Source organism: uncultured Microbacterium sp. (genome assembly GCF_964244775.1).
Lineage (GTDB): Bacteria > Actinomycetota > Actinomycetes > Actinomycetales > Microbacteriaceae > Microbacterium.
This window is the reverse complement of record NZ_CAXTJR010000001.1, coordinates 490,015-503,782: the sequence shown is the minus strand read 5'-3', so window position 1 is coordinate 503,782 and position 13,768 is coordinate 490,015. Positions and strand designations below refer to the sequence as shown.

Genomic DNA, 13,768 nt, shown 5'->3' with positions numbered 1-13,768 from the left:
CACCGGTACTGCTGCGATCGCTGCGCCATCGCGCCACACTCCGTTCGGAGGAGTCGCCCGTGGGGTGACCCCCTCCTTCCGCGCATTCGCACCCGCGACGGCGTAACCGCACCCCGCGAGAGCTCCGCCTTCTCGGCGACACCTGCCGGTGGCCTCAGCGACCGCGACCGCGTTCATCGCCCCGCCGCGCGCATCCCGTCCGCCTCGCGCATTCCGCGCCCGGCCGACGGCCTGTTCGGGTACTCCCGACGACATCGCTTCCACTCGAAAGAGAAGATCATGAACGACCTCCTCGCTCCCGTCCGGTCGCCCGACCAGGAACGGCAGCACATCCTGTCCCATCCGCCCCGGCTCGGCCCGCGCCCGTCACTGGTCGATCGGCTCTCGCTGCGGGTCGGCCTCTGGTTGCTCCTGCGCGGTCAGCGGCGCCTGAATCGCAGCGCCGACCACGCCGAGCAGTACCGAGTGCTCGCCAACGAGCGTGCACGCGCGGAGCGCGAGCGCGGCTCCGTCGGCGAGCACCTGCTGCGGCATGTCCGCGCATGACCGCTCTGTGACCCGGGATCGCTTCGGCGATCCCGGGTCACCCGCACCGCGGCAGAACTGCACCCATTCCCTTTTCCGGACACCATCGACGCATCCGAAGGAACCGCCCATGTACTCTCCGCCGACAGACCTCGAATTCCGGCTCATCCCCATCCCCGCCTCGATCGATTCACCCGACGCCGCCGACTTCATCGAAATGGTGCGCGTGCGCAACCTCGTCTACCTCGAGATCAACGGGCACGACGACGAGCGGATCACTCCCGAGGAGCTTCTGCCCGCCATGCAGCCGACCGAGTACGAGATCCGCCTCTTGTGGCTCGTCCTACTCGACGGCGAAGCGATCGGGCGCGCCGTCGTCGACATCCCACTCGAAGAGGGCTCGAAGGTCGCGTTCTGGCGCATCGAGCTGCTCCGCTCGTCGTGGGGCAAGGGAATCGGCAGCGCCGGGCACGACCTCGTGGAGCGCGTCGCCCGCGAGCACGGCAGAACCGTGCTCCAGTCCTGGGCCGCACACCCCGACATCGCCGGCCCGCGCCTGTCGCCGCCGACCGGGTTCGGCAGCATCCCCGACGATCATGCCGCACGCTTCTATCGGCACCACGGATATTCGCTCGAGCAGGTCGAACGCAACAGCGCGCTGGACCTGCGCGACGCCGTGCCGCGGCTGGAGGAACTCCTCGCCCAGGCGGTCGCCGCGTCCGCGGACTACGAGGTCGTGCAGTGGTTCCTGCCCACTCCCCCGGAATTCGTGGCGGGCTATGCCTGGATGAAGTCGCGCATGATCACCGACGCCCCCGCCGCCGCCATGGAGTTCGACGAGGAGGAGTGGGACGCCGCCCGTCTGGGCCGCCACGAGGCGATCTACCTCGATGCCGGCCGGCCGCTCCAGGTGACCGCCGCTCGGCACATCGCCACGGGCGAACTGTGCGCCTTCAACGAGCTGGTGATCGGGAACGACCGCACCGAGGCGACGCACCAGGAGGATACGCTGGTGCTGAAGGAGCATCGCGGCCACCGACTGGGCCTGCTGGTCAAGTGCGCTGCGCTGTTGGCGTGGCGCGAATTCGCGCCCGAGTCCGCCCGTGTGCTCACCTACAACGCGGAGGAGAATCGGCCGATGCTCGACATCAACGAGGCGATGGGCTTCGTTCCGATCGCCTACGAGGGCGCATGGAAGAAGGTGCTCGATGCCTGACACGAGGGCGCGGCAACGCGTCGAGGTCACGATCGTGCCGGTGCGGATCCCGCCGGATCTGGATGGACCGTACTCCGACGACTTCCGCAGCGTCATCCATCTCGGCAACCTGCTCTGCCGTCACGACGCAGGTCACGACCATTTCGACCAGGAGCCGGCCGAAGAGCTGCCGTTGTGGCTCGACCAGACGGATGCGACCCGCCTCGCCTACATCGCCCGCCGCGACGGCGTCGACATCGGCGCCGTGACACTCACGATCCCGAACGACGAGGGCACCACGACCGCCGAGTTCGACCTGTGCGTGCACCCCGATCATTGGGGAGAGGGCGTGGAGGAGGCGCTGCTCGCGGTGACGGAGCAGGTCGCGCGGGAGCGATCGCGCGACATCATCCAGACCTGGACGCTGCACCGCAGCGACCAGGGAGGGCGGCGCCTGAGGCCGCCGACCGGCTTCGGCACGATTCCCGCGGACGATCGCCAGACGGTGTTCATGATCGATTCGGGGTACACGTTCGAGCAGACCGAGCGCAACAGCACGTTCGACCTGCACGGCCCGATCGATCTGGTCCAGCGCATGCAGCGCGACGCACTTCGCGTGGCAGGCGACCGATACCGGCTGGTCACGTGGACTACGCCGACACCTGCCGAGTACGCCGAGGGGTTCGCGTACGCGATCTCGCGCATGGCCACCGATGTGCCGAGCGGCGACATGGTCTTCGAGGAGGAGGCGTGGGATGCGGCGCGCGTAGAGCGACGGGATGCTCGGCTCCTGGCGGGCGGCCACACCGTCTCGGTCGCGTGTGCGCAGCACGTTCCGAGCGGGCGCATCGTCGCCTTCAATGAGCTCATGATCGGCTCTGATCACTCGCGTTCCACCCACCAGTACGGCACGCTCGTGCTCACAGAGCATCGCGGGCATCGTCTCGGGATGCTCGTGAAGACGGCGAACCTCCTGCGCTGGCGCGAGCTGGTGCCCGACTCGCCGCGGGTCTCGACGTTCAACGCAGAGGAGAACCGGCCGATGCTCGACATCAACGAAGCGATCGGATTCACCGCGGCCTCGTACGCGGCCGCCTGGAAGAAGGTGCTGGACTAGCCCTCACTCGGATGCCGCGGCCGCCGGCATCCGCTGACAGTACGGGCAGTAGTGGCTCGACCTGTTCATGAACGAGGCGCGAACGATCGCCCTGCCGCAGCGATCGCACGGCTGAGCCGTGCGGCCGTACGCGTGGAGGGAGTGCGCGAAGTACCCCGCCTGGCCGTTCACGTTGACGTACTGGGCATCGAAACTCGTACCGCCTTCGGCCAGCGCCTTTTCCAGCACCGCCCGCACTTCGGCGAGCAGGCGATGCACGGTCCGGGTGGACAGCTGCTGGGCGGGAGTCTCGGGGTGCACGCGCGCGGCCCAGAGCGCTTCGTCGGCGTAGATGTTGCCCACGCCGCTGATCACGGTCTGATCCAGCAGTACCCGCTTGATCGCCGATGCCTTGCGCCGCAGCGCCTCGCGGAATCGCGCGTCGTCGAACGCAGGGTCGAGCGGATCGCGGGCGATGTGTGCGACCTGGGTGGGGACGCTCGACTCGAGGGTCCCTCGACCGCCGGGCGCGGCATCCGGTGTCGCCACGAGCCGGTCGATCGCGAGTGAGCCGAATGTGCGCTGATCGGCGAAGACGAGGGCGAGTTCGCCGTGACGCGGATGCTCCAGGGAGAGGCGCACGCGCTCGTGACGCTCGGCGGGGGCACCGGGCTCGCGCAGCAGCAGCTGCCCGCTCATGCCCAGATGGGCGATGAGTGCCTCATCGGGCAGGCCGGGCGCCGGTGCCAGCGGCAGCCAGAGGAATTTTCCGCGTCGCGCCGCGCCCGTGAGAGCTCTGCCGGTGAGGGCCGCCTCGAAGTGGGCGGCTCCGCCGGCATGCCGGGTCAGCGCCCGTTCATCGTCCGCGCTCACGCTCGCGATGACGGCATCCGTCACCGCAGGCTCGAGGCCGGCGCGGACGACCTCGACCTCGGGAAGTTCAGGCACGACGAAACTCAGGCACGACGGAGCTCAAGCACGGTCGGCGAGCGTGCGCCACGCGAGCAATGCGGCGGCCATCTCGGCGTGCTTCTTGCTCGTACCGGTGCCCTGCATCTGCACGCCGTCGACCGAGACGGTCGCGATGAACGTGCGGTCGTGGTCTGGGCCCGATGACTCCACGCCGTAGACCGGCGGAGCGGCCCCCCGGTGGGCGGCGAGTTCTTGGAGGCTCGTCTTCGGATCCATGGCAGCGCCGTAGCGCTCCGGGTCGGCCAGCAGCGGCTCGACGAGCCGCAGGACCAGCGTCGTGGCGGCGTCCGCGCCTGCAGACAGGAACGTCGCCCCGATGATCGCCTCCATCGTGTCGGCGAGGATCGAGTCCTTGTCGCGGCCACCGGTCTGGTTCTCACCACGGCCGAGCAGGATGTACTGCCCCAGACCGATCCGCCTCGCGACCTCCGCGAGTGCGACCGTCGACACGACGCTCGCCCGCCGCTTCGCGAGCTCACCCTCGTCGAGTTCGGGGTTCGCGGTGAACAGCCGAACCGTCACTGCCTGCCCGAGAACGGAATCGCCGAGGAACTCGAGCCGTTCGTTATGCGGCAGCTGGCCGTTCTCGTACGCGAAGGAACGGTGGGTGAGCGCAAGCGACAGAAGCTCGGGGTCGATGACGACCCCGAGCTTGTCGGTGAGCATGCGCCGCTCCAGCGTGACGTCGGTCAAGATTCGCCGGAAGGGGCGATCAGACGTCGGCGACCTTGCGGCCCTTGTATTCGAGGAACAGCTCGGTGCCCTGCGAGTCGGTGACGACCTTCGCCTGGTGCGGACGGCTGTAGACCGTCTTGCCGTTCTCGACGGTGGCGGTCAGCGTGATGGGCGCCGCCTTCCACTGCGCGCGGCGCGACCGGGTGTTCGAGCGGGAGACCTTCCGCTTCGGGGGGTTACCTGCCATGGCTTGCTCTCTTCCGTGCTGTCTTCGATGTATACGGCGGCGATGAGGTGCTACGCAGGGCGCGGCGCTTCATCGTCGTGGTCTGGGGTGTATTCCTGGAGCACTGCCCAGCGTGGATCGGAGGGCGTGCGCTGCTCTTCACCGGCCATATCGGCCAGTCGTTCGCCCGTGCTCGCATCGAGACCGGGGCAATCCGGCTGACACACCGGCTGAAACGGGAGCGACAGGACGATCGCATCCCTGACGAGAGTTTCAAGATCCACGTGGTCGTCTTGAACCTCGAAGTCAGTTGCTTCGTCACCAGGATACGCGAAAAGCTCCTGAAACTCGACTTCGAGCGGTTCGGTGATGTCGATGAGGCAGCGTCCGCAGATCCCGGTGTACTCCGTCTCGACGCTGCCGGAGATCAGAATGCCCTCGTGCACCGACTCCGCGCGCACGTCCAGCTCGAGTGGTTCGCCCTCCGCGACGGCGACGAGACCCTCTCCCCACTTGTCGGGAGCGGGGGTGTCGATCATGAACTCGCGCATCTCTCCGGCGCGGTGGACGATGTCTCGCACCTGAAGGGCGAACGGTCCGGGGCGATGTCTTCTCACGGGGGTCAATCGTACCGGCGCCCGGATGGGAGGGCGCCGAGTCAGCCCCGCTCGGCGCCCGTGTCGAGGAAGCGCGCGACGGCAGGGGGCACGAACGGCGACACATCTCCGCCGAGCGCGGAGACCTGGCGGACGAGTGAACTGGACACGAGCGCGTGGGCGGGGTCGGGCAGCAGGAAGACCGTCTCGACATGCGCGAGATGACGGTTCACGATCGCCATCGGCGTCTCGTACGCCACGTCGATCTGAGATCGGATGCCCTTCACGAGCACTCCCGCACCCACATCCGTCGCGTAGTCGACCAGCAGTCCCATGCTCCACGCGGCGATGATCACTTCGCCCTCGATGTCGCTCTCGGCGATCGACTTCTCCAGCAGCACGAGGCGCTGCGCGATGGGGAGCATGGCCTCTTTGCCCGGGTTGTGCACCACGAGCACGTGCAGCTGATCGTAGAGCGCGGCCGCGCGCCGGATCACGTCGAGATGACCGAGGGTCGGAGGATCGAATGACCCGGGTACGACGGCGATCCGGCTGTTCATGCACCCACCCTAGCGAGCGGCGGGGTCTAGTTCTTCGCCAGGGCGGCGCGCTCCTGCATCCCGACGCGGCGCTCGATCGATGCGGTGAGGCCCGGGTGTCGCAGAAGCGCCGGATCGTGGGCGAGCACCCGTTCGGCCTCGGCGCGGGCTTCGGCGATCAGATCGGCATCCTTCACCACCCGCAGCAGCCGCAGCGACGACCGTGCACCCGACTGGGCGCCGCCCAGCACATCGCCCTCGCCCCGCAGTTCCAGATCGACCTCGGCGAGCGCGAAACCGTCTGTGGTCGCCGCAACCGCGTCCACCCGCGCGCGGGCCGGGGTGCCGGCCGGCGCCTCGGTCACCAGCAGGCAGAGCCCGGGCACGCCGCCCCGACCCACCCTGCCGCGCAGCTGATGCAGCTGCGACACGCCGAACCGATCGGCCTCCAGGATCGCCATCGTCGACGCGTTGGGCACGTCCACACCCACCTCGACCACTGTCGTCGCCACGAGCACGTCCAGCTCGCCGCGCGAGAAGCGCTGCATGACGGCATCCTTCTCGTCCGACGGCATCTTGCCGTGCAGGATCGCCACGCGCACGTGCTGGAACGAGGGATGCCGCGACAGCAGGTCGGCCGCCTGCACGACCCCCCATCGGATCCGCGTCGCCTCGCCGTCGACGACCGCTGCACCCTCGGCGAACGCCACGGGTCCGTCGGCGGTGTCGTCTTTCGCGGATGCTTCGGCGTCGATCGCAGGACACACCACGAACGCCTGCCGGCCGAGCGCCACCTCTTCCGCGATGCGGTCCCACACCCGGCCGAACCAGGCCGGACGCTCCGCGAGCGGCGTCACGAACGTCTGAATGCCGGCGCGGCCTTCCGGAAGCGTGCGGATCGTCGAGACGTCGAGGTCGCCGAACACCGTCATCGCGACGGTGCGCGGGATCGGCGTCGCGGTGAGCACGAGCGCGTGCGGAGAAAGGCCTTTGGCGCGCAGGGTCTCGCGCTGTTCGACGCCGAATCGGTGCTGTTCGTCGACGACGACGAGTCCGAGCTCGGCGAAGGTCGTCGTTTCGCTGAGCAGGGCGTGGGTGCCTATGACGATCAGCGCCTGGCCGGACGCCACGCGCAGCGCCGCCTTGCGGCGCTCGGCCGCATTCAGCTGACCGGTGAGCAGCGTGGGCATGAGTTCGGGAGCGAGCTGCGGCCCGAGCATCCGCGCGATCGAGCGCACGTGCTGACCGGCGAGCACCTCTGTGGGCGCGATGAGCGCCGACTGGCCGCCGGTCTCGGCGACCTGCAGCATCGCGCGAAGCGCCACGAGGGTCTTGCCCGAACCCACCTCCCCTTGGACGAGGCGGTTCATCGGCCAGTCGCCCACCAGATCTCCGGCGACCTGGGTGCCGACGGTCACCTGATCGACGGTGCGCTCGAACGGGAGCATCGCGTCGAAGCGCTCGAGCAGCCCGCCGGGCGAAGCGGGCCGCGCGGTCGCCGAGAGGGCGCGGACGAACTGCCGCTGCTGCAGGAGGGCCGCCTGCAGAACGAAAGCCTCGTGCATCCGCAAGGTGGCCCTGGCCTGCTCGATCTGGTCTTCGAAGTCGGGGCGATGGATGCGCAGGAGCGCAGTGCGCGCGTCGAGCAGTCCGTGACCGGCGCGGAAGGCCTCCGGCAGCGGGTCTTCGACCTCGCCGAGCCCGTCGAGCACGAGCGCGGCGATCTTCTGGAACTGCCAGCTCGCGATCGTGCTGGTGGCCGGATAGATAGGAATCGGGAGGTTCGCATACGCCTCGGCCGTCAGCCGCGCCTCGGCTTCGTCGTCGAACAGCTCGTAATCGGGATGGGCCAGCTGCTTCGCGCCGCGGTATTCGCCCACCTTTCCCGAGAAGATGCCCCGGCGCCCGGCGTGGAGGTCTTTGATGCGCCACGACTGATTGAAGAACGTGAGGGACAGCTCGCCCTGGCCGTCGCTGATCACGACCTCGAGGATCGATCCCTTGCGGTTCTGCATGCGTCGCTCGTTCGCGCGGCGGATCTCGGCGACGATCGTGACGGGCTCGCCGAGCGGGAGGGACGAGATCGGGGTGAGCTCGCCCCGGCGCGCGTAACGGCGGGGGTAATGGGCGAGCAGATCTCCCGTCGTCTTCATGCCGAAAGCGCGCTGCAGCGCCGTTGCCGTCTTGCCGCCGACGGCGCCGTCGAGGCGCGAATCGAGGGTGAACGACATGCTGAGAGTCTAGGCAGGGGCATGGACGGCGTGCGGCTGCGTCGCCGCACCCGCGATGCGCGGGGCAGCCGCGTCCAATATTGTGGCGGAATGATCCGACGCCTCGTGTCGCGCCTGTACTGGGCAGGCAGCCGCTGGACCCTCGCCACCGAGCCCCCGCCGACTCAGCCGACCGTCGTGCTGGGCGCGCCGCACACTTCCAACTGGGATTTCCTGCTCATGCTCGCCATCGCCTGGCGCCTGCGCATGAGCATCCGCTGGCTGGGCAAGGCGTCACTGTTCCGCGGCTGGCGCGGCCCGATCATGCGCAGCATCGGGGGGATCCCGGTCGATCGCTCCAACGCGTTCGGCGTGGTCGATGACCTCGTGGCGCGAATCAAGGCAGGCGAGGTCTTCGGGCTCGTCATCACCCCCGAAGGGACGCGAGCCTCGAGCGACCGCTGGAAGTCGGGCTTCTATCGCATCGCACGCGAAGCGGGGCTGCCCGTCACGCTCGGGTACGTCGATCGCACGACGATGACGACCGGCCTCGGGCCGACGATCGAGCTGAGCGGCGACATCAGCGCCGACATGGGCCGCATCAGGGCCTTCTACGCCGACAAAGCGGGGCTCCGACCGGAGTTCCGCACCGAGCCGCGGCTCCGCGAGGAGCTCAGGGCAGACGACGAATCCGTGCGGGACTCCCCCGTATGATCTCGTGACACGCATCATCGCCGGGCGAGCCGGCTCGGTGACCCTCGAGGTCCCGGAGGCGGGAACCCGCCCCACGAGCGACCGCGTGCGGGAGTCGCTGTTCGGCGCACTCGAATCCGTCGACGCGCTCCGCGGCGCCACGGTGCTCGATCTGTACGCGGGATCGGGAGCGCTCGCGCTCGAGGCGATGAGTCGCGGCGCCGCATCGGCCGACCTCGTCGAGAAGTCGCCCAAAGCCGCGGCCGTCGCGGAGCGCAACGCCGGCCGCGTCGCCAAATCGCTCGGAGCGGTGGATGCCGGGGTCCGGGTCCATCGCGCGAGCAGCGAGCTGTTCCTACGCGCCGTGCGCGGTCCGTACAGCCTGGTGTTCATCGATCCGCCGTACGACCTCCCCGAGCCAGACCTCACCGCGGACCTCGTCGCACTCGGCCCGTCGCTGCGCGCCCACGCGATCGTCGTCGTCGAGCGCGCGCGCCGCTCGCCCGCGCCGGACTGGGAGGTCGCCGGCCTGCACGCCCTCCGCGACCGCCGATACGGCGACACCACGCTCTGGTGGGGTCAGCCGCGCCCGGCATCCCAGTCGCGATAGGGGTCCCACCCGCTTCGCTCCTGGTAGGGGGCACCGTCCACCAGCAGCGCGGCGTCTGCGCGATCGCGCACACGGCCGATCCGCATGAATCCGCCGGTGAGATCCACCTCGGAGGGAAACGTGGCCAGCAGCGCGTGGTCCTCCCCACCTGCCAGCGCCCGGGCCGCGTCGGGGCCGAGCCACCTCGCCTCGAGGTCGATCGTCACGCCCGAGGCATCCGCCAACCGCGTGGCATCCAGGGCGAGGCCGTCCGAGACGTCCATCATCGCCGTCGCGCCGCGGTCTGCGGCGAGTGCGCCCATCGAGATGGGCGGCCGCGGCCGCAGCTGACGGCTCACCGCGGCGGCATCGGCCGAATCGACCAGCCGCTCCACGAACGTCTCCGGGGTGAGTGCGTTCGGAGTCCCGTCCGGGTCGGTGAACCGCGCGAACAGCAGCTCCAGTCCGCGAGCCGCGACGCCCATGTCTCCGGCGATCGCCACGACGTCGCCCGGTCGCGCTCCCGAGCGCAGCACCGGTGCGCGACCGTCGAGCGTTCCGAGCGCCGTCACGGCGATGGTGAGCGTGTCGGAGACGGTCAGATCGCCGCCCTCGACCACGCATCCCGGCGCGAGGTCGTCGCACGCGGCGCGGAGCCCGTCGGCAAGCGCCTCCACGAACGAGATGCGCGTGTCGTCCGGCATCGCCAGGGCGACCAGCAGCGCCGTCGGGCGCGCCCCCATCGCCGCGACGTCGGCGAGGTTGACCGCCGCGGCCTTCCAGCCGATGTCGTACGCGCTCGACCAGGCGAGGCGAAAGTCGGGCCCGTGTACGAGCGTGTCGGTCGTCGCGACCACCCTGCCGTCGGGCACCGTCAGCACCGCCGCGTCGTCGCCCGGGCCGACGAGCGCGGCCGAGGGACCCAGTCGGTCGAGGATGCGGCGCAGAATCGCTCCCTCGCTCAGCTCGCCGACGGTGGGGTCATCGCGAGTTGTCATCCTGAAAACGTACCGGCTCCTCGTCTGCCGCCATCGAACGACCGGGTTAACCTGGATGGATGCTCCGCCTCCGCCGCCTCTTCGCCACTGCCGGCGCCGTCGCCATCGGGGTCGCCATGGCCGCCGCTCTCGCCGGATGCGCGTCCACCGTCTCGCTCGAGCCCGCCGTGGCAGCGAACGACCCGGCGTGCGCGGCCGTCACCGTGCACCTTCCGGCATCCGTCGCCGGTGAGAGCCGGCGCTGGACGGATGCGCAGGCGACCGGCGCATGGGGCGATCCCGCCTCGGTGATCCTCACCTGCGGCCTCACCCCCCCAGGCCCCACCACCCTCCCGTGCACCCCGGTCGCCGGAGTCGACTGGATCATCGACGACACGGACGCACCGCGCTACCGCGTGACCACGTTCGGTCGGGTTCCGGCGGTCCAGATCTACCTCGACAACGACGTCGTCAGCAGCGCCGAAGTGCTCGACACGCTCTCGCGTATCGTCGCGGCGCTCCCTACAGACGGCGCGGTGTGCACCGACACGGCCGATACGACGGCGGCCCCCAGCCCCTAGCCGGCCGCGCGCTCCAAGGCCGTATCGATGAGCTCCGAGATCAGGTCTGAGTACGACAGCCCCGACGCGATCCAGCACTTCGGGAACATCGAGATGGGCGTGAATCCCGGCATCGTGTTCAGCTCGTTGACGACGGGCCCGTCGGCGGTCACGAAGAAGTCGACCCGCGCGAGACCGCGTCCGTCGACGGCCGCGAAGGCCCGGAGCGCCATCTCCTGCACGGCGTCGCGGTCGCGATCGTCCAGGTCGGCGGGGCAGACCACATCGACGCCGTCGCCCCCGAGGTACTTGCCCTCGAAGTCGTAGAACTCTCGCGTGGTCAGGACGATCTCGCCGGGAAGGGATGCTCGTGGATCCGCGCCGCCGCAACCCTCCAGCACGCCCACCTCGATCTCCCGTCCGGACAGCCCCTGCTCGACGAGGACTTTGTCGTCTTCGGCGAATGCGACCTCCAGCGCCGCGCGCAGCTCATCGAGGCCGTGCACCTTCGACACGCCGACGCTCGACCCTGCCCTGGCGGGCTTCACGAACCACGGAAGCGCCAGATGAGCCGCACGCGCGGCCACAGCATCCGCATCTCCTCGCCATTCCGACTGCCGCACCGTGATCCACGGCGCGACCGGCACGCCCGCGTGCTGCAGCGCGATCTTCATGAAGTGCTTGTCCATGCACAGTGCGGAATCGAGCACCCCGCCACCCGCGTACGGTACTTCGATCGTGTCGAAGAACCCCTGGATGCTGCCGTCCTCGCCGTGCGGGCCGTGCAGGATCGGCAGCACGACGTCGACGCCGCCGAGATCTTCGACAGTGCCGTCCGCGCGGCGCACGGTGAACCCGTGGGCTCCGGCCGCCTCCGGCCACACGATGCGCGTGCCGTTGTCGAGGACTGCGGGCATCGCGGCAGGGTCGAGCGCGAACTTGCCGGGATCGTCGTCTTCGAGCACGAACGCGCCGTCGCGCGTGATGCCGACCGGGATCACCCGGTAGCGGTCACGGTTGATCGCGCGGAGCACGCCGCCCGCCGTTGCGGAACTGATCGAGTGTTCGCTGGAGCGACCTCCAAAGAGCACCGCCACCGCCGGCTTGTCCATTCTGCGTCCTCTCGCCTTGCGGCTCGTCGTCGTCTGTCGTGAGGTGGGGTGCGATCTGGCGAGGGTCCATCGTGCCATCCAGCACGCGCTTGACCTGCTCGACGATCGGCATCTCGACCCCTGCTTCGCGGGCGAGTTGGAGGATCGGCGCTACCGAGGCGAGTCCTTCGGCTGTCTGGTTCATCTGCTTCACGACGTCGGCGAGGCTGAGTCCCTGACCCAGCAGACGTCCCGCCGTGTTGTTGCGACTGAGCGGCGACTGGCACGTCGCGATCAGGTCGCCGAGGCCCGCCAGTCCCTGCAGCGTCTCGGGCTCGGCACCCTGCGCGACGGCGAAGTCGGTCATCTCCACGAGGCCGCGCGTGATGATCGACGCCTTCGTGTTCTCCCCATAGCCCACACCGTCGACGATGCCGATCGCCACGGCGATGAGGTTCTTCAGCACCCCGCCGAACTCGGTGCCGATCACGTCGGTGTTGACGAACGTACGGAAGTAGCGGTTGCGGGCGCGCCGGGCGACCGCCTCGGCCGTCTCCTGGCTGATCGATGAGATGACCGCCGCGGTGGGCTGCTCGCGGGCGATCTCGAGCGCGAGGTTGGGCCCCGAGGCCACCGCGATCCGCGTCGGGTCGCATCCGAGCTCCTGCTCGATCACCTGGCTCATCCGCAGCCCCGTGCGCCGCTCGACGCCCTTCATGAGCGAGACGATCGGAACGTCGCTGGATGCGACGAGCGCGCGCACTGCTTTGAGGTTCTCGCGCACCGCCTGACTGGGGATCGACAGGTAGATCTGCTCGGCACCCTCCAGCGCCTCCGCGAGGTGGTGGCTCGCGCTCATCTCCCGCGGCAGATTCACCCCCGGCAGGTAGCCGCTGTTGCGCTTGGCCTCGTTGATCTCGCTCGCAAGCTCCGGCCGGCGCGCCCACATCGTGACGTGCGCGCCGCCGTCGGCGAGCACCTTGCCGAACGTGGTGCCCCAGCTGCCGGCGCCCACCACGGCGACCCTGGGCAGGGCGGCCTCCTGCTTACGGCTCAAGGCGGCCCGTTTCCTTCTGACCGTGCGCGGCAGGGTTCCACCGCTCGGCGGGCGCCTTCTCGTCACGGAGGTCTTCCAACAGCGCGGTGATGGCCGCCATGAGCCGATCGGTCGCCTCGGCCAGTGCTGCGGGCTGGGTGTGCCGGCCGGCCAGGTCGGAGAGGTCGACCGGCTCGCCCACGGCCACCGTGACCAGCTTGCGGGGCGGCCACAGGCTGATCTTCTTCCCGTAGCGCGCCATGAGCTCCTGCGCGCCCCACTGCGCCATCGGGATGAGCGGGATGCCGGCCTCCAGCGCGAGCCGGACCGCGCCGGTCTTGCCGCGCATCGGCCACATGTCGGGGTCGCGGGTCAGGGTGCCCTCGGGGTAGACGATGACGCCGCGACCGTGTTCGACGAGCGCCGCGGATGCGACGATGGTCTTGCGCGCCGACACGCTAGAGCTCGAGCGCGCGACGGGCACCATGCCCGTGGCGCGCAGCGCCCACCCCACGACAGGAACCGTGAAGAGGCTCTCCTTGGCCATGAAGCGCGGCGGCCTGCCCAGGCGCCACACCGCGACGGCCACGACGAGCGGATCGATCTCGGTGTAGTGGTTCGGCGCGAGGATGTACGCGCCGTTGCGGGGCAGCGAATCGCCCTTGCGGATCCGCACCTTCGCGAGGAGGCCGAACACCGGCACGACGATGGCCGCCAGCATCCGGAACACGAACGGCCGCGGTTCGCGCGCGTCGGATCCGGTCGTGGGAGCAGTCTTGGTCACGCGG

The 13,768-nt window shown here is 69.6% G+C and carries 16 protein-coding genes; 6 read left to right on the top strand and 10 right to left on the bottom strand.

Going from position 1 to position 13,768, the window contains the following annotated elements; genetic code table 11:
• The first annotated feature begins 279 nt into the window (after window positions 1-279).
• From ACFE6Z_RS02400 to ACFE6Z_RS02390, 3 genes are all read left to right on the top strand, one after another.
• Window positions 280-546: a hypothetical protein gene (locus ACFE6Z_RS02400; protein WP_375384086.1), complete on the top strand. Its 267-nt coding sequence runs from the start codon at window positions 280-282 to the stop codon at window positions 544-546.
• A gap of 109 nt (window positions 547-655) precedes the next feature.
• Window positions 656-1,741, top strand: a complete 1,086-nt coding sequence (locus ACFE6Z_RS02395; RefSeq protein ID WP_375384085.1) for a GNAT family N-acetyltransferase — start codon at window positions 656-658, stop codon at window positions 1,739-1,741.
• Window positions 1,734-2,837, top strand: a complete 1,104-nt coding sequence (locus ACFE6Z_RS02390) for a GNAT family N-acetyltransferase (RefSeq protein ID WP_375384084.1) — start codon at window positions 1,734-1,736, stop codon at window positions 2,835-2,837. The genes ACFE6Z_RS02395 and ACFE6Z_RS02390 overlap by 8 nt, the downstream gene beginning before the upstream one ends.
• Window positions 2,838-2,840: 3 nt before the next feature.
• On the opposite strand, the gene mutM is transcribed toward ACFE6Z_RS02390, so the two are convergent.
• From mutM to ACFE6Z_RS02360, 6 genes are all read right to left on the bottom strand, one after another.
• Window positions 2,841-3,764: a bifunctional DNA-formamidopyrimidine glycosylase/DNA-(apurinic or apyrimidinic site) lyase gene (gene mutM / locus ACFE6Z_RS02385; protein WP_375384083.1), complete on the bottom strand. Its 924-nt coding sequence runs from the start codon at window positions 3,762-3,764 to the stop codon at window positions 2,841-2,843.
• Window positions 3,765-3,788: 24 nt separating this feature from the next.
• Entirely contained in the window at window positions 3,789-4,454 is a 666-nt protein-coding gene (gene rnc, locus ACFE6Z_RS02380; protein WP_375384635.1) for a ribonuclease III, read from the bottom strand.
• Window positions 4,455-4,500: 46 nt separating this feature from the next.
• Window positions 4,501-4,710, bottom strand: coding sequence for a 50S ribosomal protein L32 (gene rpmF / locus ACFE6Z_RS02375; RefSeq protein WP_150447562.1), 210 nt, complete (start codon window positions 4,708-4,710; stop codon window positions 4,501-4,503).
• A 50-nt stretch (window positions 4,711-4,760) separates the two neighbouring features.
• Window positions 4,761-5,240, bottom strand: coding sequence for a DUF177 domain-containing protein (locus ACFE6Z_RS02370; RefSeq protein WP_375384634.1), 480 nt, complete (start codon window positions 5,238-5,240; stop codon window positions 4,761-4,763).
• 107 nt (window positions 5,241-5,347) lie between these two features.
• A complete protein-coding gene (gene coaD / locus ACFE6Z_RS02365) occupies window positions 5,348-5,845 on the bottom strand; it encodes a pantetheine-phosphate adenylyltransferase (RefSeq protein ID WP_375384082.1) in 498 nt (165 codons plus the stop codon).
• Window positions 5,846-5,871: 26 nt separating this feature from the next.
• Window positions 5,872-8,055 (bottom strand): ATP-dependent DNA helicase RecG, encoded by a 2,184-nt coding sequence (locus ACFE6Z_RS02360; protein WP_375384081.1) that lies wholly within the window; start codon window positions 8,053-8,055, stop codon window positions 5,872-5,874.
• A 90-nt stretch (window positions 8,056-8,145) separates the two neighbouring features.
• On the opposite strand from ACFE6Z_RS02360, the gene ACFE6Z_RS02355 reads away from it, so the two are divergent.
• Together ACFE6Z_RS02355 and ACFE6Z_RS02350 are read left to right on the top strand one after the other, a co-directional pair.
• On the top strand, window positions 8,146-8,748 hold the full coding sequence (locus ACFE6Z_RS02355) for a 1-acyl-sn-glycerol-3-phosphate acyltransferase (RefSeq protein WP_375384080.1): 603 nt from the start codon (window positions 8,146-8,148) through the stop codon (window positions 8,746-8,748).
• A 4-nt stretch (window positions 8,749-8,752) separates the two neighbouring features.
• On the top strand, window positions 8,753-9,337 hold the full coding sequence (locus ACFE6Z_RS02350; protein WP_375384079.1) for an RsmD family RNA methyltransferase: 585 nt from the start codon (window positions 8,753-8,755) through the stop codon (window positions 9,335-9,337).
• Here ACFE6Z_RS02350 and thiL read toward each other — a convergent pair.
• Window positions 9,307-10,314, bottom strand: a complete 1,008-nt coding sequence (thiL, locus tag ACFE6Z_RS02345; RefSeq protein ID WP_375384078.1) for a thiamine-phosphate kinase — start codon at window positions 10,312-10,314, stop codon at window positions 9,307-9,309. The two genes, ACFE6Z_RS02350 and thiL, sit on opposite strands and share 31 nt — an antisense overlap.
• A 59-nt stretch (window positions 10,315-10,373) precedes the next feature.
• Between thiL and ACFE6Z_RS02340 the strand changes: the two genes are divergently transcribed.
• Window positions 10,374-10,874, top strand: coding sequence for a DUF3515 family protein (locus tag ACFE6Z_RS02340; protein WP_375384077.1), 501 nt, complete (start codon window positions 10,374-10,376; stop codon window positions 10,872-10,874).
• Here the strand turns inward: ACFE6Z_RS02340 and ACFE6Z_RS02335 are convergent.
• From ACFE6Z_RS02335 to ACFE6Z_RS02325, 3 genes are read right to left on the bottom strand one after another with little or no spacing between them, the layout of a single operon-like run.
• A complete protein-coding gene (locus tag ACFE6Z_RS02335; RefSeq protein WP_375384076.1) occupies window positions 10,871-11,965 on the bottom strand; it encodes a D-alanine--D-alanine ligase family protein in 1,095 nt (364 codons plus the stop codon). The genes ACFE6Z_RS02340 and ACFE6Z_RS02335 overlap by 4 nt on opposite strands.
• Window positions 11,865-13,001: an NAD(P)H-dependent glycerol-3-phosphate dehydrogenase gene (locus tag ACFE6Z_RS02330; protein WP_375384075.1), complete on the bottom strand. Its 1,137-nt coding sequence runs from the start codon at window positions 12,999-13,001 to the stop codon at window positions 11,865-11,867. The genes ACFE6Z_RS02335 and ACFE6Z_RS02330 overlap by 101 nt, the downstream gene beginning before the upstream one ends.
• Window positions 12,991-13,764: a lysophospholipid acyltransferase family protein gene (locus tag ACFE6Z_RS02325; protein WP_375384074.1), complete on the bottom strand. Its 774-nt coding sequence runs from the start codon at window positions 13,762-13,764 to the stop codon at window positions 12,991-12,993. The genes ACFE6Z_RS02330 and ACFE6Z_RS02325 overlap by 11 nt, the downstream gene beginning before the upstream one ends.
• Between the last annotated feature and the right edge of the window lie 4 nt (window positions 13,765-13,768).

Bases quoted from the DNA above. Each gene is read 5' to 3' on its own strand.
- coaD (WP_375384082.1), bottom strand. From the start codon at position 5,845: ATGAACAGCCGGATCGCCGTCGTACCCGGGTCATTCGATCCTCCGACC.
- thiL (WP_375384078.1), bottom strand. From the start codon at position 10,314: ATGACAACTCGCGATGACCCCACCGTCGGCGAGCTGAGCGAGGGAGCG.
- ACFE6Z_RS02355 (WP_375384080.1), top strand. From the start codon at position 8,146: ATGATCCGACGCCTCGTGTCGCGCCTGTACTGGGCAGGCAGCCGCTGG.
- rpmF (WP_150447562.1), bottom strand. From the start codon at position 4,710: ATGGCAGGTAACCCCCCGAAGCGGAAGGTCTCCCGCTCGAACACCCGG.
- rnc (WP_375384635.1), bottom strand. From the start codon at position 4,454: ATGCTCACCGACAAGCTCGGGGTCGTCATCGACCCCGAGCTTCTGTCG.
- ACFE6Z_RS02340 (WP_375384077.1), top strand. From the start codon at position 10,374: ATGCTCCGCCTCCGCCGCCTCTTCGCCACTGCCGGCGCCGTCGCCATC.
- ACFE6Z_RS02395 (WP_375384085.1), top strand. From the start codon at position 656: ATGTACTCTCCGCCGACAGACCTCGAATTCCGGCTCATCCCCATCCCC.
- ACFE6Z_RS02360 (WP_375384081.1), bottom strand. From the start codon at position 8,055: ATGTCGTTCACCCTCGATTCGCGCCTCGACGGCGCCGTCGGCGGCAAG.
- ACFE6Z_RS02400 (WP_375384086.1), top strand. From the start codon at position 280: ATGAACGACCTCCTCGCTCCCGTCCGGTCGCCCGACCAGGAACGGCAG.
- ACFE6Z_RS02370 (WP_375384634.1), bottom strand. From the start codon at position 5,240: ATGCGCGAGTTCATGATCGACACCCCCGCTCCCGACAAGTGGGGAGAG.
- ACFE6Z_RS02390 (WP_375384084.1), top strand. From the start codon at position 1,734: ATGCCTGACACGAGGGCGCGGCAACGCGTCGAGGTCACGATCGTGCCG.
- ACFE6Z_RS02335 (WP_375384076.1), bottom strand. From the start codon at position 11,965: ATGGACAAGCCGGCGGTGGCGGTGCTCTTTGGAGGTCGCTCCAGCGAA.